Source organism: Micromonospora sp. NPDC050276 (assembly GCF_044459545.1).
Taxonomy (GTDB): domain Bacteria; phylum Actinomycetota; class Actinomycetes; order Mycobacteriales; family Micromonosporaceae; genus Micromonospora.
Genome location: NZ_JBITJA010000006.1, coordinates 460,681 through 481,380 on the forward strand (window position 1 = coordinate 460,681; position 20,700 = coordinate 481,380).

21 protein-coding genes and 1 tRNA gene are annotated in these 20,700 nt (G+C 67.2%); 8 read left to right on the forward strand and 14 right to left on the reverse strand.

Annotation, left to right across the window (positions count from 1 at the left end; all coding sequences use genetic code 11):
* Positions 1-127: 127 nt before the first annotated feature.
* The 11 genes from ACIBF8_RS16280 to ACIBF8_RS16330 form a co-directional block, all read right to left on the reverse strand.
* Positions 128-1,042 carry an aKG-HExxH-type peptide beta-hydroxylase gene (locus ACIBF8_RS16280; protein ID WP_396783717.1) on the reverse strand — a complete coding sequence of 305 codons (915 nt, stop codon included), beginning with the start codon at positions 1,040-1,042 and terminating at the stop codon, positions 128-130.
* A 72-nt stretch (positions 1,043-1,114) separates the two neighbouring features.
* Complete coding sequence (locus tag ACIBF8_RS16285; RefSeq protein ID WP_396783719.1) at positions 1,115-1,270, reverse strand: hypothetical protein; 156 nt, start codon at positions 1,268-1,270, stop codon at positions 1,115-1,117.
* Positions 1,271-1,360: 90 nt separating this feature from the next.
* Positions 1,361-2,044: a hypothetical protein gene (locus ACIBF8_RS16290; protein ID WP_396783720.1), complete on the reverse strand. Its 684-nt coding sequence runs from the start codon at positions 2,042-2,044 to the stop codon at positions 1,361-1,363.
* Between the two features lie 64 nt (positions 2,045-2,108).
* The gene (locus tag ACIBF8_RS16295) at positions 2,109-3,947 is read right to left on the reverse strand and encodes a radical SAM protein (RefSeq protein WP_396783721.1); all 1,839 of its coding nucleotides are present in this window, start codon (positions 3,945-3,947) and stop codon (positions 2,109-2,111) included.
* Between the two features lie 2 nt (positions 3,948-3,949).
* A complete protein-coding gene (locus ACIBF8_RS16300) occupies positions 3,950-4,828 on the reverse strand; it encodes a hypothetical protein (protein ID WP_396783722.1) in 879 nt (292 codons plus the stop codon).
* The gene (locus ACIBF8_RS16305; RefSeq protein ID WP_396783724.1) at positions 4,825-5,733 is read right to left on the reverse strand and encodes an NAD(P)-dependent oxidoreductase; all 909 of its coding nucleotides are present in this window, start codon (positions 5,731-5,733) and stop codon (positions 4,825-4,827) included. Before ACIBF8_RS16305 ends, ACIBF8_RS16300 begins: the two co-directional genes overlap by 4 nt.
* A complete protein-coding gene (locus ACIBF8_RS16310) occupies positions 5,730-6,386 on the reverse strand; it encodes a TylF/MycF/NovP-related O-methyltransferase (protein WP_396783788.1) in 657 nt (218 codons plus the stop codon). The genes ACIBF8_RS16305 and ACIBF8_RS16310 overlap by 4 nt, the downstream gene beginning before the upstream one ends.
* A 5-nt stretch (positions 6,387-6,391) precedes the next feature.
* Entirely contained in the window at positions 6,392-6,853 is a 462-nt protein-coding gene (locus ACIBF8_RS16315) for an NUDIX domain-containing protein (protein ID WP_396783726.1), read from the reverse strand.
* A gap of 34 nt (positions 6,854-6,887) precedes the next feature.
* Positions 6,888-7,724, reverse strand: a complete 837-nt coding sequence (locus ACIBF8_RS16320; protein WP_396783728.1) for an isocitrate lyase/phosphoenolpyruvate mutase family protein — start codon at positions 7,722-7,724, stop codon at positions 6,888-6,890.
* Positions 7,714-8,391: a dTMP kinase gene (locus ACIBF8_RS16325; RefSeq protein ID WP_396783730.1), complete on the reverse strand. Its 678-nt coding sequence runs from the start codon at positions 8,389-8,391 to the stop codon at positions 7,714-7,716. Before ACIBF8_RS16325 ends, ACIBF8_RS16320 begins: the two co-directional genes overlap by 11 nt.
* Positions 8,391-9,140: a hypothetical protein gene (locus tag ACIBF8_RS16330; RefSeq protein ID WP_396783732.1), complete on the reverse strand. Its 750-nt coding sequence runs from the start codon at positions 9,138-9,140 to the stop codon at positions 8,391-8,393. The genes ACIBF8_RS16325 and ACIBF8_RS16330 overlap by 1 nt, the downstream gene beginning before the upstream one ends.
* A 488-nt stretch (positions 9,141-9,628) precedes the next feature.
* Here ACIBF8_RS16330 and ACIBF8_RS16335 point away from each other — a divergent pair, with 488 nt between their 5' ends.
* The gene (locus ACIBF8_RS16335; RefSeq protein WP_396783733.1) at positions 9,629-9,853 is read left to right on the forward strand and encodes a helix-turn-helix domain-containing protein; all 225 of its coding nucleotides are present in this window, start codon (positions 9,629-9,631) and stop codon (positions 9,851-9,853) included.
* Positions 9,853-11,013: an XRE family transcriptional regulator gene (locus ACIBF8_RS16340; protein WP_396783735.1), complete on the forward strand. Its 1,161-nt coding sequence runs from the start codon at positions 9,853-9,855 to the stop codon at positions 11,011-11,013. The genes ACIBF8_RS16335 and ACIBF8_RS16340 overlap by 1 nt, the downstream gene beginning before the upstream one ends.
* Before the next feature lie 5 nt (positions 11,014-11,018).
* Here ACIBF8_RS16340 and ACIBF8_RS16345 read toward each other — a convergent pair whose 3' ends face one another.
* A complete protein-coding gene (locus ACIBF8_RS16345) occupies positions 11,019-12,821 on the reverse strand; it encodes a S9 family peptidase (protein ID WP_396783736.1) in 1,803 nt (600 codons plus the stop codon).
* A 359-nt stretch (positions 12,822-13,180) separates the two neighbouring features.
* Between ACIBF8_RS16345 and ACIBF8_RS16350 the strand changes: the two genes are divergently transcribed.
* The 6 genes from ACIBF8_RS16350 (at position 13,181) to ACIBF8_RS16375 (ending at position 17,913) form a co-directional block, all read left to right on the forward strand.
* Complete coding sequence (locus ACIBF8_RS16350) at positions 13,181-14,587, forward strand: APC family permease (protein ID WP_396783790.1); 1,407 nt, start codon at positions 13,181-13,183, stop codon at positions 14,585-14,587.
* A 5-nt stretch (positions 14,588-14,592) separates the two neighbouring features.
* Entirely contained in the window at positions 14,593-15,597 is a 1,005-nt protein-coding gene (locus tag ACIBF8_RS16355) for an acetamidase/formamidase family protein (protein ID WP_396783737.1), read from the forward strand.
* 11 nt (positions 15,598-15,608) lie between these two features.
* Positions 15,609-16,286 (forward strand): GPP34 family phosphoprotein, encoded by a 678-nt coding sequence (locus ACIBF8_RS16360; protein WP_396783738.1) that lies wholly within the window; start codon positions 15,609-15,611, stop codon positions 16,284-16,286.
* Positions 16,287-16,392: 106 nt separating this feature from the next.
* Complete coding sequence (locus ACIBF8_RS16365) at positions 16,393-17,025, forward strand: GNAT family N-acetyltransferase (protein ID WP_396783739.1); 633 nt, start codon at positions 16,393-16,395, stop codon at positions 17,023-17,025.
* A 73-nt stretch (positions 17,026-17,098) separates the two neighbouring features.
* Positions 17,099-17,173: transfer RNA gene (locus tag ACIBF8_RS16370), tRNA-Lys, on the forward strand.
* 173 nt (positions 17,174-17,346) lie between these two features.
* Positions 17,347-17,913, forward strand: a complete 567-nt coding sequence (locus ACIBF8_RS16375) for a hypothetical protein (protein WP_396783741.1) — start codon at positions 17,347-17,349, stop codon at positions 17,911-17,913.
* Between the two features lie 326 nt (positions 17,914-18,239).
* On the opposite strand, the gene ACIBF8_RS16380 is transcribed toward ACIBF8_RS16375, so the two are convergent.
* Both ACIBF8_RS16380 and ACIBF8_RS16385 read right to left on the reverse strand, forming a co-directional pair.
* Positions 18,240-19,718 carry a tyrosine-type recombinase/integrase gene (locus ACIBF8_RS16380; RefSeq protein ID WP_396783743.1) on the reverse strand — a complete coding sequence of 493 codons (1,479 nt, stop codon included), beginning with the start codon at positions 19,716-19,718 and terminating at the stop codon, positions 18,240-18,242.
* A gap of 88 nt (positions 19,719-19,806) precedes the next feature.
* Positions 19,807-20,115: a helix-turn-helix domain-containing protein gene (locus tag ACIBF8_RS16385; protein ID WP_387386577.1), complete on the reverse strand. Its 309-nt coding sequence runs from the start codon at positions 20,113-20,115 to the stop codon at positions 19,807-19,809.
* Positions 20,116-20,700 lie beyond the last annotated feature (585 nt).

Consider the following 20,700-nt stretch of genomic DNA (forward strand, 5'->3'; position numbering starts at 1 on the left):
CAACCTCACCGGGTCCGCCGGCTGCCCGCCCACTCAAGAGCGGATTCCGTCGTCGCGGAGTAACGATCGGTGCCGCCCACGGTACACGCCGTGGGCAGCAATTTCCGTCTCAACTGGCCTTCGCCGATCACGCCGGATGTGCCGCAGTAACGCTGACGGCGGCGTCGAAGATCTTGGTCATACGGTGGCGGAGATCGTCGTGGTTGACGAGTGTGACTGCCGCTTGGAAGCCAGCCCTTGCCTGTTGCAGATGATCAGCCTGAGTGTGCAGGTGCTCAGTGAAAAAGTCGCGGACCTCCGGCGACGCGGTGGAGGCGACGCGGGCGGCATACAGGACGGTGAGTGGGAAGGCCCAGCAGGCGTGAAGGAAGCCGAAGGCGGGTCGCTTGGTGGCTCGCCAGGGCGAGTAGAAGTGTTGGTCGTCAGGAATGGTTACGTGGCATGCGGCGAGGGCGTCGTTGAGCCAGTTGTGGCCAGCTTCGTGGATGAGATCGCGGGCGAGGACGAGCGGATGCTCGGTGTGGTCGGTAAACACCGTGCCGGGCAGGCGGGTAATGGTCCAGCTGAGCAGAGTGTCGTGAAGCCTTTTTCGGCGAAGGAGGCAAACGATAGGCGCGTGGTCACGTAGCAGTGCGCCGAAGCCGGCGGTGGCGGCTGTCGAGAACCCGTCTCGCACATGCTCGATGGCGATGGATTGGGCAGGCACCGTTTCCGGGCTGACGACGTAGTACGGGGTGGCGGCGATGGCGGAGCGGCACATCTGGTCAGGGTTTGGGTTGACCACGATCGGAGCGACGCGATCATGGTCGGCGCGCAGGTGGCTAGCGTCGCCAGTGGTGGCATGGCGGTACCAAGCCAAGAGCGTGCCGTCGGCAGCTCGTGCCGCAGCCTCGGCGCCTTCGAGCCAGTGGTGGGCGAGGGCGTAGTTCAGTGGCGTGATTGCCGGGGCGGTCGTGCCGAGGACGCGGTGGATGGCAGTGGCGCGCTGCCGTCGTAGTTCCGTGGTGGCCGGCAGGGTGAAGACGTCCTCAAGGGAAGGCACCGCTGTTCTCCTTTGCGCCGCAATGGGGACCTGGTGCCGGGTGCAGGACCCGGCACCAGGCCGAGGGCAGGGTTACTGCTGGTCTGTTGAGGTGTCGGTGTTGTCCGCCGGAGGCCAGCCGGTGGTGGCGACATTCGCGGTGTGTGCGGTGACCTGGACGGTGGGGTTCTCGCCACGGAGTTGGTCAACGGCGGCGAGGAAATCGTCGTACGGCGTGGGCTCGTCCACGAGGTGCTCCTTGTCTGGTCAAAAAAGATGTCTGGGCTGCGTGGGGTGCCGGGCAGAGGCGGACTGCGGGTGCGCGAAGGCATGGGGTTGTCACCGCTCAGCGAGCAGCCAGCTGATGAACTTGCAGGCCCGGCCGTAGGTGGCTGGTTCGGTGCCGTGGGTGAGCTGGGAGCCGTAAATAATCGCGTCACCGAGGCGAGGACGGACGGTCCAGCGAGTGCGAGGCAGGTCGCGGAACCAGGCGGACGAGTTGTCGGCACCGTCGTGGATGAGCGACATGCCGGTTGCGTACCCGGCAGCGTCGGTCACGTCGGTGCTGGCCCAGATCTCAGCGGCTCCGGTCGTCTCGACGTAGAAGTCGCCACCGACGTCGGCGTGTCGAATGGGGACGCCAATGCCTCCGACCTGACGGGGCCAAGTGTGGGGGTCAAGGGCGATGCCGTCGGCATGGGGAGTGATGTGCTGTCCCGTGCGGTACTCGACGTAGGTCCAGGGGCGCAGCGCAGTCACAGACGGCATGGCGCGGCGGATGGTCGGCATAGCGCAGTTGGTTGCCCGGTCGAGGATGGCGGTGACCGACGGAGGTAGCTCGGCAATCTCGATGCGTCCGGTGGGTTCGTAGACCGCCTTGGCCTCTGCGGCAGTCAGGCCCGGGATCTCATGCATCGTGCTTACGCGGTCTCGGTCGAAGCGGTGGGTGCCAGCCGAGGCGAGGACTTCGTCCATCACGGTGGCGAGATGTTCGACGTCGGTGGGGCTGAGGAAGCTCTCCACGCTGTGGGTGGTCAGGGTCTCGGATACATGAATCATGACTTCCGTCCTTGAGACGTGGGCGGGCTCAGGAGCGGCATTCGCAGTCGGCGCGCGCGTCACGGGCGATGTCGTCCATCGCGCCGGTGATAGCGGCGACTGCGTCGTTCAGGGTGGCGAAATATTCGTCCCAGCCAGCCGTCGGGGCGAGGGCGAGATCGAGGACCGGATACTGGCGGTTGGTGGCCTCGCTGGTCAGCCGGTCCCGGCCGACCAACAGCTCACAGGCAGCTGGCAGCACCTGCCGTGCTCGGGTGTGCAGCCGGCACAGAACGTTGCTGAGTTGGGCGGATTCGATGCGGTCTCGCGGAAGGACGCCGACGCGCAGGCCGACAGGTGCCAGATCGAGATCGGTGTACCGGTGGCCCTGACAGCTGTCGTATGTCACATAGCCCAAGCGTCGGGTCAGCAGGTCGATCAGTGGCCAGACCGCGGGCTCGATGCCATCCCGCCACTGAGGGTGCTGCGGGTCGAGGTCGTCGGCAGGGTGGATACCGGGCAAACCTGCACTGTTGATGTTGCCGTGTTCACTGCGCCGCAGGATCACTGTTGGCCTCAATCGGCTGGGGTCGTCCCAGCGGTCGAGGAAGCCGGCCACGTCGGGCATCGAGTTGGGAAGGCGGGGGCGCCATCGCACCGCGCGGCAGGAAATGGCACCGGGTCGATGGGGTTCGGCGAGGAGGGCGGCGACGCCGTCAATTAGCCGCATCCGGTAGGCGCAGTATTCGTCGTCGCTGTCGGCGTGCTGGTGCGCCCGCCGGCGGGTGGCGACGCAGCCGCCTCCGCAGGTGTCGCGATAGCGGCAGCTCGCGCACTTCACCATCAGCGACCGGCCGGCGGTAAGAAGCGGCAATTGCCGCTGTGCCCGAATAAGATCGGCTTCCTCTGTGACCTCGGGGAGCATGGCGAGTTGGGCCTGCGGCCCTGGTAGCTCGTCGCAGCTGCCCAGGCGGCCGTCGGGGTAGGCGGTGAAGACGTGGTCGCACTTGGCGGCGGAGAAGTGGCAGATGGCGGCAGATGCGCCGGTGAGACGCTGGATGGCCGAGACCGCTGGTTCGAGCTTGATGCGTTCGAACAAACCGCTGCTGATCCAGTGTGCGGTCGCACTGAGGACGAAGGACGCGTACTCCCCTGGCGTGGTTGCCCAGGCGGGCCGGTCAGGGACGGTGAGTGCCGCTTGTTGCAGCTGTCGACTCGCCGGCACCCGTACGCCAACGGACCGGGTTGGGGCGATGTCGGCGGCGTCGAAGCAGGGTACGAGGTTGACGGCGCGTACAGCCGCAAATCCGGCGAGATGGTCGAGGATCTCGACGGCGCGGTTGAGCACGGCAGAGGTGACGACGGTGATCACCCCTACGTGCTTGCCCCGTGTTGCGAGCAGGTTCAGGGCGGCGGCGACGCGGTCGTAGGTGGGCCGGCCGTCGTAGCCGATGCGCCAAGCGTTGCTCTCGGCGTCGCCGTCGAGTGAGACCCCAATCTCCAGGTTCGGGTAGTGCGCGTCAATGAGGTCGAGCCAGGCGTCGTCGAGCAGCAGGGCGTTGGTCTGAATCGACACACGGACGACGTTGGGTTGGGCCGCGAGTCGGTCGAGAATTTCGGCAAAGTAGGCCCGGCCGATGGTCAGTGGTTCGCCACCGTGCAGTTCGACAGCGACCGGCCGATCACCGAAGATCGTGGTCAGCCGGCCGGCGTCATCGGCGGAGAGCCGGGCTCCACCAGGGCTTTCTTTACGCTTCTCGTAGCAGTACAGGCAGTCGATATTGCAGGTGTCGCCGCGCAACTTGAGGATAACCGAGACCGGCCGGCGAGCCTCGGTGGCGGACAGGGGTCGGTAGATGGCCTCCGGAGTGGTTACGGTCGGTGACATCGTCAGCCTCCCTCGCGGTGTAATCGCAGCCAGCCGTTGAGCTGGCCGGGGGTAAGTCGGACGCGTTGGTTGCCGCGACGCAGGAACCAGCCGTCTGCGTAGCGCTGGGGCAGCCAGCCCTGATCACCCGTTCCGGCCGGGGGCAGTTCCTCGGTGGCGATCATGTCCGGCCAACACCGGAGGAGCGCGGCGGTGACCCGCTGCCGGACGGCCGGAAACCAGGAGAAGTCCTCGGCATTCCATGCCGAGGTGGGGAGTGCCGGTGGTGGCTCATCGTTGATTCGACGCCAAAGGGAAGGTAGCCACTTGTCGCCGAGTAGCGGTTGGTCCGCTACCACGAGGTCGAGGCCGAGAAGGCAGACCTCCAGCTGGCGGCAGACCACCTCGGCCTCGGCAGGTAGCTGGTCGGTGACGAGCCCGAGGAGGTCCTCGACCAGGCTGAGGACGTACTCGATCCGGTCAGCGACCACCCAGTTTCGGTAGCAGGAAATTTCGCTCGCGGTAGCGACCACCTGCCATCCTGCTGGGGTGTACCGTCGCGCCGTCCGCAGGTGGGTGAGCTGCCCGAGCGCAGCGCGGACCTGCCTGAAGCGCTCGACGTCGTCGAAGCCCACGTCGAAGGAACTCGCCAGGCTCCTCAGCGATTGGATGTCGGTGTAAGTACATGCGGCGAGGTCAACCCGTACGCCGTCCACCATTCGAGAGCGCAGCATGGGCGGACGGTCGTGGAAGACGACGCGCAGGTCGATATCGCTGCCGGCGTGAGCCAGGCCGACAGCCAGGGCACCCTCCAGCCAGACCTCGTCAACGCCATGGTTGTTGCTCAGTTCGGCTGCGACGCGGGCCGCGATCTCGGTTCGAATGTCCGCCGAGCTGGTCATCGAACCTCCTCTCGCGAGGGCATCAAGACAGCTCGTAGGGTCTCGGCCGTCCAGTGGTCTAGGGCACGCCGCACGTCCGCACGCTGTGCCCCGATGTGCGGGGTGAGGAGCAGGTTGCGCGGCTCGCTCGGCCGGGTGAGCGAGGCGATGTGCTCAGGGTCGATTGCGTCGACGGCCAAGCCGCTTAGCGTGCCGGCATCCAAGGCATCCAGGCAGGCGGGCAGATCAAGCGTCTCTACCCTTCCGGCGCAGACCAGTGCCGGGCTGCGTCGCTTTGCGCGTGCCAGCCAAGCGGGGCCAACGGCCGATCGGGTGGTCTCGCGTAGCGGCAGTGCCACGATGTGTAGATCTGCCCAATCGATCAGCAGTTCTGCGGGTTGCTGCGGTAGATGCGGAGGATTCGAGGGCCAAGCCGCATACGCGAGGTCCTGCACGGCCTGGCCCAGTACTTGCTTGATGGCGAGACCGACGGGACCGGCGCCCCAGATCGCGACGCGTTGCTCCGCCAGGTGACGTCCAAGGCAGGCAGTCTTGAGGTGACGACCGACGATAAGGCCGTTGTGCCCGAGCGCCGCCCGGCGCGTAACGCTGAGGGCAGCCAGCAGGGTCCATTCCGCGACGGCTGCGGCGTTGGCGACAGGGTTGCGGTGAACGGTGATACCTCGGGCCGCGAGCGCACTGACGTCGATGTTGTCGGTGCCGGAACCCGGTCGCACGACATGTCGCAGTGCCGGCAGGTGGTCGAGGTGGCCGACCGCGAGCCGGGTGCCGGAACGCATGACGGCCGCGACTGCGGGATGGGACGTCCTCGGTAGCCGGTCTAGTACCTCGACGCGCACTCCCGGCAGTGCCTGGGCCAGCGGACGAGGGTCGGCACTGCCCTCGATGAGCAGGATGCTCTTCATTCGACCCGCCGGTACAGACCGAAGGCGAGGTCACCATCACCGACGAGAACTTCAACAGGGGATGGTGTACCGAAATAGTCGTCGCAGGCCCGCTTGACGCCAGGGAGGCCGTCCCACGCCTTCGGATTCAACACCGTGTCGGCATAGTCGTCGATAATGAGCACGCCGCCGCGACTCAGCCGAGGAACGCAATCCGTCAACGAAACGTGGATGGAGTCGTAGAAGTCGCCGTCGAGGTAGCCGAACGCGATGGAGTCAGGCAGTTCGCGAGGCAGGGTGTCGGCGAACCAGCCTGGATGGATCACGGGGCTTGGCTCATTCCAAGTGACGTGGGTGGCCTCGACGTCCGCCGGAGTGCTCACCAGCTCGCCTTCCCTCAGGTGGCTCGAGTCCCGATCGCCTGGGGCCGGTAGGCCCGCGAAGGAGTCATAGACATGAATCTGCCGCCTGCTGTCGCCGAGATCGTTCAGCACTGCGCGCATCCACAGCGCCATGGCACCTCGATAGCAACCGACCTCAACGAGCGCGCCCTCGACGCTTTCTTCGATCGTCTGCCGTAGGTGGGCTGCGATGGCGGTCAGCCGGTCGGCGTCTACGGTGTTGGCGTGCTCGGCGAGCAACCACTCGCGTAGCGTTTCCAGGCGAGCGCTCATCGCGGTCACCACCGGTCCACGAGGCAGTCGCTCCGGTCCCCGCCGAGTGCGTCGAGCAGTTGCGGGACGACACGTGGCAGCAACTGTTTGCTGGCCAACGAGGTCATCGGCACCCACTCGAACCCGATTTGGTCGGGGTCGGCTGGATCCGACATGCGGGGCGCAGTGTCGTCGAGGGGCTCGGCGAGGAAGTTGAACTGCACCTTCTGCACGTCGCCGAACTCCCCGCGCCAGACTTCGGGCACGTACTCCACGACGAACAGCAGCCGATCCGTCCGCACCCGCAGCCCGGTCTCCTCAGCGACCTTGCGGCGCACGGCGTCGCGCAGGCACTCTCCCTCGCGGGCCTTGCCTCCCGGCAGGTTGTAGTGGAAGCCGCTGGCGTCGTCGTAGGACAACAGCAGCACGTGGTCGTCGCGTAGGACGGCGGCCTTCACCGACACGCTGATCTGCGGCAGTAGGGGCATGTGAGCCTCCTGAACGAGGGGCGGGGCGCTGGGCTCAGACGCGGGCGTAGGGATCACCGATCGCCAGTAACTCACCGACAGTGGCCAGCGGCACCGTGCCAGGCGAGCCGGTACCGGCCAGCTCCGCAGCGGCGGCGCGCATACCCGCCAGTGCGGCTCGGCTGAGCTGGTTGGCGTAGATGCACATGGCGAACCCGGCCCGGCCGAGCTCCTGCCAACCGAGGTGAGAGAAGGCGGTTGGCACAGTGACTAGGGGAACGGGCGCCGCCCATTCCCGCACCGTGCGTAATGCCTCATCCCCTGACGGGTCACGGGAGTGGATCAGCACCGCGTCTGCACCGTGCTCGGCGTAGTAGCGGGCACGGTCCAGGGCTTCGGAGAAGGGTGCACCGGCGATCAGCGCCTCCGTGCGGGCGATGAGCACCAGATCGTCGCCGGCCCGACGCATCTCCCGTAGCTGATCCGCGACGACGCTGGCCTCGGCGAGGCCCTGGGTGCGGTGGGTACTGAAACTGTTGCACTTCGGGTAGGCGCTGTCCTCCAGGCAGAGCGCTGCGGCACCGGCTCGGGCGAGGTCGAATGCGAAGCGGCGGGCCGAATCCGCGGAGCCGCCTGCGTTGTCGACGTCAACCACCACGGGTAGGTGGGCAGTGCGCCCGACCGCGAGCACCACGTCGCACAGGTCGCGCACGCCGAGTACGTTCGCGTCGGCAAGCCCGGCTGCGGCGGAGACCTCCAGGCTGCTGACCCAGAGCGCGTCGAAGCCAGCACCGGAGGCGGCGGTAGCGGCGAGGGCGTTTACCGCACCGACCGCCCGGACCGGGGTGCCGGTTTGTGCGGTCAAGCCGCGACGGAGGCGTTCAGCGCTCACCGGTCCTCCCGTCGCGGGACCGCTGCGGCACGAGGTCGTGCTCGATGAGGGCCTGCCAGACCTGGTTCAGGACCGCGCCGGGGCTGGCGCTGGCGTCGATGTGTGCCACGTTGCCCAAAAGCGGGTAGGCCGCAGGCTCGTTGACGATCTCGGTGTAGACCTGACGCACCCGCGCTTGCACGTCCAGCACGTCCCAGTCCGCCCGCACGGCGTCACCCTGTCGCCCATGCGCTCGCTGCAGTGAGTCACTCGGGTCCAGATCGAGCACCAGTGTCACATCGACCGGCTCGGTGATACCGGCAGCGAGCCGCTCGTATGTGTCCCTCGGCTTCATTTCGTGCTTGACGGCGAAGAACGCCAGCTCACTGACCAGCCACCGATCGCTGATCACTGGACGATTCACCAGTGCCGGTCGCACCAACTGAGCAAGCGTCGCCGCCTTGTCGGCCACCAGAGCCTCCAGGTACCGGTCACGGTTGTCCGCCGACGGTTGGTACTTGCCCTCCACGAGGTCCGCAGCGGTATTGGCGGCTAGGAAATTGCTGGTCAGAATGCACATTGGTGTGATTCCGTACAGCCCTTCCCACAGCCGAAACAGGCCCTTGCGTACCGTTGTCTTCCCGGTACCGTCCAAGCCTTCGATCACGATGAACGGATAGCGCTGCATCACTCCACCTGACCCGCGCCGGTACCGCCGGCGTACTTCGTGAATCGGCCCCGCCATGGCACCGACATCGACACCAGGTCAACGAGACGCAGCTCGGCCAGCTCCTCCAACAGTTCCGGCATCCGGCGTTCAATGGTGACGCTCGTCGCCAACGCCTGGCAGTAGGCGCCACGCAGCCGATCGTCGGTCACACCGTCCGCGCGAAGATGTTCCTCCAACACCCGGATGGCCATGCCAAGTGCGACGACGCCGCAGGCCTCCCGCAGCACTGCCAGCTCAAGAGGCGGCTTGTCAGTTCGGAGGGTCACGTGGTGGACCCCGCTCTGACGGATGACCGCGAGGAACCCGACCAACCAGGCAGCAGCGCTGCAAACAGCAGTGAGATCGGCGGCCACAACCTGACGGACACCGTGCCTCGTCAACGCACCGGCTTGGGTCAGTGCCGTAGGTCCCAACGCGCTTGCCGGACCGACCGGAAACGCGTACCGCGCTGCAAGGTCGATGAATGGTCGAATTCCGGCAGCGTCGATGCGGCTGGACGCCGACGTGATGTCCGGCACCGGATTAACCGCCAACGCCGCAGCAACGCCACCGCCTACTAGGTCCGGCAACGGCGCGTCCGATGTGAGAATCGCTTGCCACTCATCGAGATAAAGGTGAACCCGTTGGATCTGGAGGCCGTCACCGACGGTGAGCCACAGTCGGTGCAGGGGCGGTGGAGCCGTTTTTGACTGAGGCGGAGCAGGCACAGATACTCCTCATTTCAGGATCATGCGGACGAGTGCGGCGAAGCACCGACAGCCGTACTTAATTGAGGCACACACAAGCGCCGTGGGCCAGCAGGCGCATGCGGACAGACAAACTTGTCCGCATGCGCGGTGTGCATTCGGAACCTGGTGTCCGTGGAAGGCGCTCGATCCGGCAAGGCCACTCATGGTGCCTCCCGGCCACGGCCCGCACTGGTGCCGTCGATCGGTGGCGGCTGGCAATAGCCGAATAGCTAGGTATTTTTCGGGCTGCTCTTGGCGAACGGCGTCTCGTCGTCCTTCAAGCGAGGGCGATGACGTCGGTGGGGGCTTGACCGGCCGTGAGTCTTCGATCAGTGATCGTCGACGACGGGCACTTTGCCTTCCAGCCGTCCATGGTTGCGCCGCCTTGAAGGGTGAGTGACCCTATGTGCGCGATGTCCACGCTGCTCAATGCCATCCGAATGGAAGCAGCCTGAGAGGGCGGTGTCATGGGTCAGACCCCGCGGGCGCTCCAACCATCCGTGTCCGAGCGCCACTTCTTCGGTGCCGAGCTGCGACGGCTGCGGGAACGCGCCAGCCTCTCGCAGGCACGGCTGGGCACCGTGATCCGATTCAGTGCTGACCTGGTGCGTCGCGTCGAGACAGCGGACCGATTCCCTCCCGGGGGTTTGTCGAGGCCTGCGACAAGGCACTGGCGGCCGACGGGGCCTTAATGCGCCTGCTGCCGCTGTTAGAGAAGAACCGGACCAGCGCGGGCAGGCAGACGGGTCTGCCGGACGGGCCAGCCGGCGGCATCACTCTGCTGCCCACCCAGTCAGCGGACACGTCAAGGCTTGCCGATATGGTCGTCCGGGTTCCGTTCCAGCCAGGTGTTCTCGATCGCGCCGCCTTGGACTGGCTGAACGCTGCTGCGGGACCCCAAGTGTCCGCAGCCGGACGACCCGGCTCGCCTGGTCAGGTTCGTGAAGAGGACCTCAGCTCCGCTGAGACCGCTCTGGCGATGTTCCGGCAGTTGGACCACACCCACGGTGCCGGACGAGTCCATGCCCAGGTGCAGCGGTACGTCGAAGGGGAACTGAACCGCCTGCTAGCGAATAGCCCCGCCTCGGAGGCGATCGGCCGGCGCCTTTACACGTTGGCTGCGGGCTTCTTCGAATTATGCGGCTACCAGGCGGTCGACACCGGTGCCCACGGTCTCGCCCAGCGTCGTTACTTACGCGCTCTGCGCCTGACGCAGGCCGTCGACGACCGCTTGTACGGCAGCTATCTACTCGCCGTGAACATCGGCCACCTCGCGCTGCACTGCGGCCACCCCGAGCCGGCACCGCGCATGGCGTTGACGGCGGTCAGAGGCAGCGAGACTCAGGCGACGCCCGCCGTGGGTGCCGCGTTACACGCCGTGGTGGCGCGCACGCACGCCCGCCTCGGACGTGAAGGCGAGTGCCTGAGCCACCTCGACATCGCGGAGCGGCAGCTGGCCCGCAGCAGGCCCGAGGACGAGCCGCTGTGGATCCAGTACTTCGATCCGGCCTATCTCGCCGACGAGCTTGCCCACTGTTTCCATGATCTGGGTCGGCCGCAGCAGACCCAACGGCACCTGGGCGATGCCCTTGCCGCGCTGAGCCCCACACACGTCCGTCGACTGGCCATCGACACCGCGCTCCTGGCCTCATCATTGGCTGCCGCCGGCCGCATTGACGAAGCCTGCGCCGCCGGCCGAGTGGCGGTGGATCACGCCGCGCGGACCACCTCGCACCGCTGCTTGGAGCGCATCGTTGAGGTGCAAGCCGATCTTGAGCCCTGCCGGTGTGAGCCGGAGGTCCGTGAGTTCGGCGAGTATGTGCGTTCTCAGTTACCGCTGGCCGCGGTGTAGTCCCCTTAATCGGCAGCGGCAGCCGCCATCACGGAACGGTAGTGCGCGAGTTCCGCTTCCAGCGCCGTGCCCGCCTGGGCGGAGGTCGCCACGTAGTGGCCGACGTCGGGAAGAAGCAGCATGTCGTGGGGCACGCCGTGGGCCGTCAGTTGATCGGCGAGTTCCCGCACATCCTCGACCACCGCCACGTCATCGGCGGTGCCGTGGACGAGCAGCACCGGCCGCTGAACGGTTGCGGCATTGACCCGCCCGGCACCGCCTCGCAGCCGTCTGGCGTGCGCGCGCTGGAAGCGGGGCACGGTTTCCGCCCAACGGTCGGGATCCACGATCGCTGACACGGCCGTGGCGGCAGCGAACGGACCGTTCTGCGCCACCGCGTGCAGGGCTGTGTATCCACCGGCGCTGGCTCCGCGAATGAAGACGTGACCCGGTATGGCTCGTCCTGTTGCAAGCAGGTGGTCCGCCACCGCGGCGCAGTCATCAACGTCGTCGAGGCCCCACCGGCCGTACAGCGCTTCCCGGAAGACCCGGCCGTACCCGGTGCTGCCGAGATAGTCGACGTCCACGACGGCGAACCCCCGACTGGTGAAGAACTGTGCCTGCCAGTCCAAGCGCAGGAGGCACGAGGCGGTAGGCCCAGGATGCGCCCTCACGATCACCGGTGCCCGCCAGTCCGCCGCCGAGGCCGTTGGCGGATACACCAGGGCAATCACCTCTCGATCACCCGCGACGTGAACTCGCAGTTCCGTCGGCGTCGACACTTGCGCCCCGTCGAGTTTGGCGTGCTCCGATCGGGCAAGCACCTCCACCCGAGGAGCGGCGGCCGTGAGGTGCACGAGCGCGACCTGTGGGGCCGCGGTCGGCGACGACCCGATCAATGCCACCGTCGTTCCTTGAACGGCCAGGTAGGGCTTGATGGACGTATATGGAAGGTCGACCGGGCTAACAGTGCCGTCAGGGTCGATGACGACGAGGCGGTGCCGCGGCCCGTCCTGCACCGCCACGACGATTCGGCCGTCGTCAAGGAAGTCGTACGACGCGTAGCCCAGCTCCCACGGCTCCGCCGCGCACTCACCCGCGATCGGTGCCACCAGTTTTACCTGGTGACCGTCCCACCGGTAGAGGTTCCACCAGCCGCTGCGGTCGGACACGAAGTACAGCGCCCCGTCGGGACCCCACCTCGGCTCCACCGCTGACTCGTCGGAACCGCCGGCGATCCTCACCGGGCGCTCGGGGTGACCACGCGGCGAGTAGAAGGCGACCCACACCTCGCACGCATCCCAGGGCATGTCGCGCTCGGTCCAAGCGTTCCAGGCCAACCAACCCGGGCCTGGCCGAGGTGCGCCGAGAAATCCCCGGGATACGGCGAGAGTCCGCATCTGTGGAGCACCTGTGAGCGACACCGCGATGAGGTCGTCACCATGCTCTGACTCCCGCACAGCCAGTAACTCGCCGTCGCCGATCGTCAGGTCTCCGAAGGATCCCAGACTGACCAACTCGAGTTCATCGTCGTGACGCCGGCTCCGGTAAAGGCCGTCTCCGCCGACGCACCACAACGTCCCGTCAGCGACAGCGAACGTCCCGCCTCCGTACGCGTGAACTCCGCTTGTGATGTCCAAGCTTTCAGGACTGACCTCACGCGCGCCCTCGCCGCGACTCCAACGCGAAACTGTCGCAACCCCGCCAGCCGCCGGGTGGGTCTCCAACCAGTACAGGGCACCGCCACTAGCACGCACCTGGTCATAGCTCACGGAGGCGCGAACGGCGTCCTTAACCGAGACCGCGGCGATGCTGTCCGCCAGCCTCACGGATCCTCCTCGAACAACTTCCGTACCCGCCCGGACGGCAGAGGCCCGCCCGTCAACTTCGGCACCGGATAGGGCAGTAAGAGTCGTCGTGTTGCAAGGTCCGCGCGAGTGCTCCTCGGACACGATCGACTCTACGCCTGCCCCCTCGCCCCTGCCGCTGGACATGGCGTTTCTGGCCTGTCCGCTGTCCGAGTCTCTTGGCGGCGAACACGTCGATGCGGACAACAGCCTTTGTCCGCATCTTTGGTATCGACTTAGCCAGTGAAATCGAGCGACCCTTTCTGAACGCAAGGCCATTCGCAGGCGGCCCAGTAGAGAGTGTTTCGGCTGCCGAAAAGCGATCCTATTGGAAGGGTGCGATGCAACTACAAGATGAATTGGCGCGCTATGGCTACCGGCAGGAGTTGGCCCGGAGGCTGCGCTTCCGCGACTTGATCGCCTACGGGCTGGTGTACATGGTGCCGATCGCGCCGATGGCGATCTTCGGCAGCGTGTACGCCGGCTCCGGCGGGATGGTCGCTCTGGCGTACGCGGTCGGTGTGGTGGCGTTGGTGTTCACGGCGTTCTCGTATGCGCAGATGGTGAAGGCGTTCCCGATGTCGGGCAGCGTCTACAACTACGCCGGCCGGGGGATCAGCCCGCCGGTCGGGTTCCTGGCCGGCTGGGTGATCCTCCTGGACTACGTCCTCGTACCGGGGCTGTTGTACCTGGTGGCGTCGGTGGCGATACACGCCACGGTCCCGGCGGTGCCGGTGTGGCTGTGGCTTCTCGGGTTCGTCGCGGTCAACACGGTCGTCAACTCGGTAGGGATCCGGATGACCGCGGTGGTTACCCGGGCGATGCTGGTCGGCGAGTTGATCGTCTTGGCGGTCATCTTGGCCGTCGCGGGCTGGGCTCTCGCGACCGGGAAGGGCCGGTTCAGTTGGGAGGCGTTCTACAACGCCGACACGTTCACCTGGTCTCTGGTGGCGGGGGCGGTGTCGATCGCGGTCTTGTCCTTTCTTGGCTTCGACGGGATCAGCATGCTGGCCGAGGAGACCAAGGGTGGTTCCCGGCAGATCGGCCGCGCGATGGCCGCCGTCTTGATCCTGGCCGGGGTGCTGTTCATCGCGCAGACGTGGCTGGCCGCGATGCTCGTCCCCGACCCCGGCACCCTTCTTGCGGAGGGCGATCCAAACGGCACTGCCTTCTACGACGCCGCCGCCGTGGCCGGTGGGGGTTGGTTGGCGACGGTGTGCGCGGTCGCGACGGCGATCGCTTGGGGGTTGCCGAACTCGATGGTCGCGCAGGTCGCCACGTCTCGGCTGTTGTACGCGATGGCCCGGGACCGGCAGCTGCCGGCGTTTCTGGCGAAGGTGTCGATCCGGCGCAACGTGCCGATCAACGCGACGCTGCTTACCGGGGCGGTGTCCCTGGCGCTGGGTCTGTACATGGCGACCCGTGCGGATGGGATCACGCTGTTGTCGTCGCTGATCAACTTTGGGGCGATGGTCGCGTTCCTGGTCCTGCACGTCTCGGTCGTGGTGCATCACCTCGTCCGGGAGCGCAGCGGGAACTGGTGGGCGCATCTGGTCATGCCCGGCATTGGCTTCGCGATTTTGGTGTGGGTGGTGGTCAACGCCAACATCGCCGCGCAGCGTCTTGGCCTGGCGTGGCTCGCCCTCGGGATGGTCGTTCTGGCTGGCCTGTACCTGTCCGGCCGCCGCCCTGCCCTCTCGGGGTTGGCGCCCGCGCAGCCGCAGGCGCGTCATGTGGAGCGGGTGTGACCGGCATGGACAGGTTCACCTACCGGCCGGCTCGGGACGAGCTGGCGTACACCTTCGGCGGTCGGATGCCGGTGGCGCACGTGCGCGGCGGGGACGTGTTCACCGTCGCGACGGAGGACTGCTTCGGTGGTCTCGTGAGGGGGCCAGCGGACCTGCCGTCGCAGGTGTGCCGAATGCCGTACCTCAATCCGGTGTCCGGGCCGTTCTTCGTCGAGGACGCCGAACCCGGCGACACCCTCGCCGTCCACCTCGCCGCCATCACCCCGGCCCGGGACTGGGGTGTGTCCTCGACGTTCCCACACTTCGGAGCACTGACCTCCACCTCCCACACCGCCACCCTGCAACCTCCATTGGAGGAGCGGGTCTGGGTGTACGGCATCGACCGGCAGGCCGGGACCGTACGGTTCGAGGCCACGCGCAGCGACCACAGCGTGGACCTGCCGCTGGACCCGATGATCGGCACGATCGGTGTCGCCCCCGGCGGTTTCGAAGCCCGCTCCACACTCGTGCCCGACACCCACGGCGGGAACCTCGACACCCCGCACCTACGCGCCGGCACCACCCTCTACCTCGGGGTGAACGTCCACGGGGCGATGCTCGCGCTCGGCGACGGGCACGCCCGCCAGGGCGACGGCGAGGCCTGCGGCGTCGGCGTGGAAATCGCCACGACCACCACCCTCGCCATCGACGTCATCAAAGGCGTCAGCACTCGGTGGCCTCGGTTGGAGACCGACCGGGAGATCCTGTCCGTCGGGTGCGCCCGTCCGTTGGAGGACGCGTACCGCATCGCCCAGCACGACCTGGTCGGCTGGGCCAGCGCCCTGACCGGCCTGGAAACCCTGGATGCCTACCAGCTCGTGTCGCAGGCGGGGCGGGCGCCGATCGGCAACGTGTGCGACGCCAACTACACCGTCCTCGCCGCGATCGACAAGACCCTGCTCCCCGCCGCCGGTCCCGCGTACGGCGGGGCACACGAGCGGTTACGGCGGCTCACCGCCGGGCTGCGGTAGGAACCCTGCCGATGACCGCGTCGATCCCGCGCCTGCCGCTGCGCGATGACCTGTTCCTGCTCGGCCACGACGACGACACCGGACACCCCCACGTGCACCGGCAGACCCTCGCCCTGGGACTCGCGGGCGCGGTCCTGATCGACCTGTACCTGGCCGGGCGGGTGACCCTCGACCCGAACGACGACACCCGCCCGGCCAGCCACCCACGGATCCACCCACACACCGACCGGCCAGTCGGGGACCTGATCGCCGACGCCGCGACCGCCACCATCCGCCATACCCACCCACCCCTACGGGCGTGGCTGCGCGGGTTCTCCGACGACCTCTACGACCGCACCCGCGCCGGACTCGTCGCCGGCGGGATCCTGCGACACCACACCCGACGGCGCCTCGGCGGCCTCATCCGCGCCGACACCTACCTCGCCACCGACAGCAAATGGGCCGTCGTCGCCCGCTCCCGCCTGCGCTACCTCGCCGCCGGCCGCGAACAACCCGACAACCACACCGCCGCCCTCGCCGGCCTCGTCGCCGATCTCAGCCTCACCCACCACCTCTACCTCGACGACGACATCACCACCCTGACCAGCCGCCTGAAGGCCATCGCCGCGCAGCACTACCAGCCGGTACGCGACATCACCGCCGCCGTGGACGCCGCCGTGGGTGACCTCGCTACGGCCGCCTACCGGTAGCCCTGATCCCACTCACCTCGAGAAAGCTCACTGATCCGCAGCCGCACCGACACCAGCAGCAGCAATTCCTGACCCGCAACCACGAGACTTCGAGGGAACTTCCGCCATGGACACTGGCCCGCGCATCCGCGCTGCCCACTGGGCAGACAAAGACCACGTCGCTGCGCTCATCGCCGATGCACTCAACCCCAGCCCTCTCGCAACGTGGCTGATCCCCGACCCAGGCGCACGGTGCCAAATCCTCACCGATGTCCTCGCCATCTGGGTCGAACACGCCATGTTCTACGGCGACATCCACATCGCCGGCGATGCCACCGCCGCGACTGTCGGCTTCCACCGATACCGCAGCATCCCGCAACCGGCGAACTATCAGGCACGGCTGGCCGATGCGGCAGGTCCGCACACCGACCGCTTCGACATCCTCGATCGGCTGCTTGCCAAGGAACAGCCAACCGAGCCCCACTACCAGCTTGCGTTCCTGGCGGTGCGGCCCACTGACCAAGGCGCCGGCCACGGATCGGCCATGCTCGCCCATCACCGCAGCCGTCTCGATCACGTGAACCTGCCCTCCTGGACCAGCACCACCTCTGCCCTTGACCTCTACAGCCGGCATGGCTACACACCCCGCCCGTCGATCGCTCTGCCGGACGGTCCAACCCTGCACCCGATGCGCCGCAACCCCGACCCGGCCGGTGATCGGCCGCCGGTCATGACCGCTCACACGTCACGGCCGGCGTAGGTCAACATCGCTCGTCCAGACCGGGGGCGGACATCAACCCGGGCCTAGGTGGTCGGGTAGCCTGAAGCGCAGAGGGCCGTTAGCTCAATGGCAGAGCTGAGGACTTTTAATCCTTAGGTTCTGGGTTCGAGTCCCAGGCGGCCCACCATGCAAGCGCTTCGCTCAGTCATCCTGCCGGCGAGCAGGGCGAACTACATCGAGGGCTAGGCCCACGTAATCAGTCCTTGTCTTTCCGCAAGGTCTACGACTGCTCGACGCGAAGATCGGCTCAACCAGCGGACAATCAGTAGAAATACCGCTACCTAGCGTTAACCTGGCGGGGTGATTACGAGGGCCAAAGACGGCCGCGCGTGGCGCATCGGGACGAGCGCTCAGGTTGCCTGGATTGCCGCTGGCACGACCCCGGGTTTGACTATCGCCGCTGCCATCCCGCCGGGTTTCGAGGCCTACGCCACGGTCGTGTTGCCCTTTGGTGGTGAGGGACAGGACCAGCATGATCAGACAGTGCTCGCACTTCTCCACGAGCAGTCGGCAGACCAGCCGTGGTGGCTGGGCTATCTCGACACCGGTGCCGACGACATCGTCTTCCCGGACGCGCCCAAAGTCACCTTGTATGCCGGGTGGCCCTACGTGCTGGTTGAGGCGGGGCCGGAACAGGCCGCCAGTTGGCGCCGGAGCGACGGCTGGTCGCTCTGGAAAGGCGTCTTGCCGAACTTGATGTTCCCCGTAGATCGTTCGTGGCTGGTTTCGCGACTTTGGGATGACGATTGGACCTGCATCGGCGGGCCTACCGAGTTGGTGGACAAGTTCCTACGCCACCCTTGTTTGCAAGCCAGGTCGGTCACCCCCGGTCAGGACGCCACGCCGCCCGGCCACCAAGCGCAGTAGGTCCCGTTGGCCGGACTGCCCGCGCTTTCCAGGGCAGCCAGGTTGCGCCGAGCCTCACCGGGTCACTCGCGGCCTGTTGGCCCCGGCCGGAAGCGCTTGCGCGTGCACGTAGCCACCATCCGCTCGCTGCCGCATGGCCCCGCCGATCTCGCCGGACGGAGCATCCGATCCAGGGTTGACGCGCGGTGGTCGCTGCAGTGGTGAGCGGCTAGAGCCCTGTCTTGCTGCTCGCGGCGGAGGCCCGCGTCGCGGCCGATAGCGTCGACCTCGACGGCGGGGACGGCAACCCCGAGGGCTGCCGCCCCCGCCTGGCGGGTGTTGTCTGCCTATGCGGCGCGCTTGCGTCGGCGGGGGAGTAGTTCGGCGGCGGCTTCGGCTTTGGCGCGTTCGACGTCGAGTTCGGCGATGACCGAGGTGTAGACGTCGGTCATGGCGGCGGAGGAGTGGCCGAGGAGTTCCTGGATGTCTTTGAGGTCGGCGCCGGCGGCTTTGAGGTAGGTGGCGGCGCAGTGCCGTAGGTCGTGTAGCCGGATTGGGGGTAGGTCGGCGTCGCGGACGAGGACTTCGAAGCGGTCGGTTACGGCGTTGGGGTGCCAGGGCTTACCGTCGGGTTGGACGAAGAACAGTCCGGTGTCGGGCCAGGTGTGGCCGGCGGCGAGTTTCCATTGGGCGCGGCGGGCGTGGTGGGCGCGCAGGACGACGCGGGTGATGCTGGCCATGGCCATGATCCGGTTGCCGGACTCGGACTTGACCTTCTTGATCACGGGTGTGTAGCCGTGGGTGGCTATCTGTTGGGTGACGCTGATCAGGCAGTTGTCGAGGTCGACGGCGTTGTCGGTGAGTCCGACGGCCTCGCCTCGACGTAGGCCGCGGTGCAGGATGAGCGCGAACAGTGGGTAGAGGGCGATGTCGTGCTCTTCGGCGTGGTCGAGGAACGCGCCGGCCTGCTGGGGGGTCCAGACCATGACGGGGCTGGGTCGCTCGCCGGTGTCGCGCCACCGTTGTACGGCTTTGGTGGTCCATACCCGGGCTTTGGGGCGTACCCCGGAGGGCAGTTCGATGTGGGCGGCGGGGTTGAAGTCGATGAGCCGGTTGTTGCCGCGGCGGATGGCGTCGTTGAGTGCCTTGCGCAGGGTGGCGCGGATGCGGTGCATGCTGGCCGGTTTGGTGGTGCGCAGGCCGCGGACGCTGGCGCGGATGGCGGGGTCGTCGCTCTGGCGGGCGATCTCGATGGCGGTGCTGCGGTCGGCGATGGCGGCGAACATGGCCTCGACGTGCTCCACCCGTAGTTTCACCAGGGCGATGGCGCCGAGGTGTGGGACCAGGTGGACGCGGATGTGCGACTCGTAGGCCAGCAGAGTGTTGGGTTGGACGCTGCTGAGGCTGCGGCGGGAGGCCAGCCACGAGTGCAGGTACTCGCCGACGGTGGTCGTGACGGTGGCGGGCAGTCCGGCGCGGACCCGGCGGGCGATGGTGTCGCGGTCCGGCAGTGGTGCGCCGGCGGTGACGGCGAGGAGCATGTCGGCGATCTCGGCGGCGACGGTCGGGTCGTCGCTGGCGAGGGCGAGCAGGGCATTGGCGTGGTCGCGGTCGCCGGTGGCGGCGTCGCGGGTGTCGAAGGTGCTGCGGCGTAGTTGCCGGCGCGCCTGGCCGGGGTGGGTGGGCAGTTCGAGTTGGTAGGCCCACCGGCCGTGGGTGGGATTCCACGCTCCGCTGGGCCGGCGCAGCTGCGGGCAGTGGTTGCCGAGTTTGCGCCGGTTGCCGTCGCGGCACGCGCAGCGTTTGAAGACGGATCCTTCCGCCATGATCAGGTGTCTCCCTCGGGTGGGGTGTTCGGCAGCCGGTGGCTGCGGATTGCGTACGGGGTGATCCACGCGTGCCTTCCGCCGACGATCAAGTCGTCCCCCGGCGATGGGGTGGCTGATGGCTGTCGTCGCCGTCGGGTAGGTGCAGGGCGTGGAGGATGGCGGCGACCGGCACCCGGTAGCGGCTGCCGAAGCGCAGCACGGCGACCGGGAACTCGCCGCGCTTGGCCAGGTCGTAGGCGACGGAACGGGATAGCCCGAAGATCCGGGCCGCGGTGCTCAGGTCGGTGACCATGCCCAGGGCGCGGATCCGCTCGGTAGTCCATGTGCCAGGTGGGAGGTCCTCGACGGTGCGGACGGGCTGTGTGTGCTCGACGTGAGGTTCAGGGGTGCTCATCGCGATGGTCCTTCGCAGTGGGAGAAGGCGACGGTGTCGCCGGGATGGTTTCGGGACGGTGGGGTGAGGAGGCAGGCCGACGTGGCGTCGACCCGATGGCGACGATCGGGGCCCTCGGTGCTGGTGGCGTCAGGTAGCGTCCGGACGCCGGTGGCCGGTCAGGGAACGGACCGAGCCGGTACGAGGCGGGCAGGGGTCGTGGTGGTGCGACCTGGAGCTCGCTCAAGTCGAAGCCGACTCTGAGCCGGACGGGTCGGGCTCTGACACCCTTAAACCCCTGTTTGTGTGCTCTGGCGAACGCCTGCCGAACTCACAACCGCTCACAGCGACTCACAAAGTCCGTCCGTTCTCAGGCAATCTGCTCCGTTCTCAATATTTCTGCTCGGAGCGCCCCCGGTCTGCTGATCCGCTCGCCGCGTTCTTACCGTGTTGGGGAGAGCGTGAACCAGCCCTACCAGGGACGATGCTGAGGAAGAGGTTCGGATCAGGTTGTCAACGCCGCTCCAAACCTGACCACCGTGGTCCGGCTGAAACTGGACCACCTCGGTTGGTTGATCTTTAGTCGTTGGTCTTATTTGCTGCAGG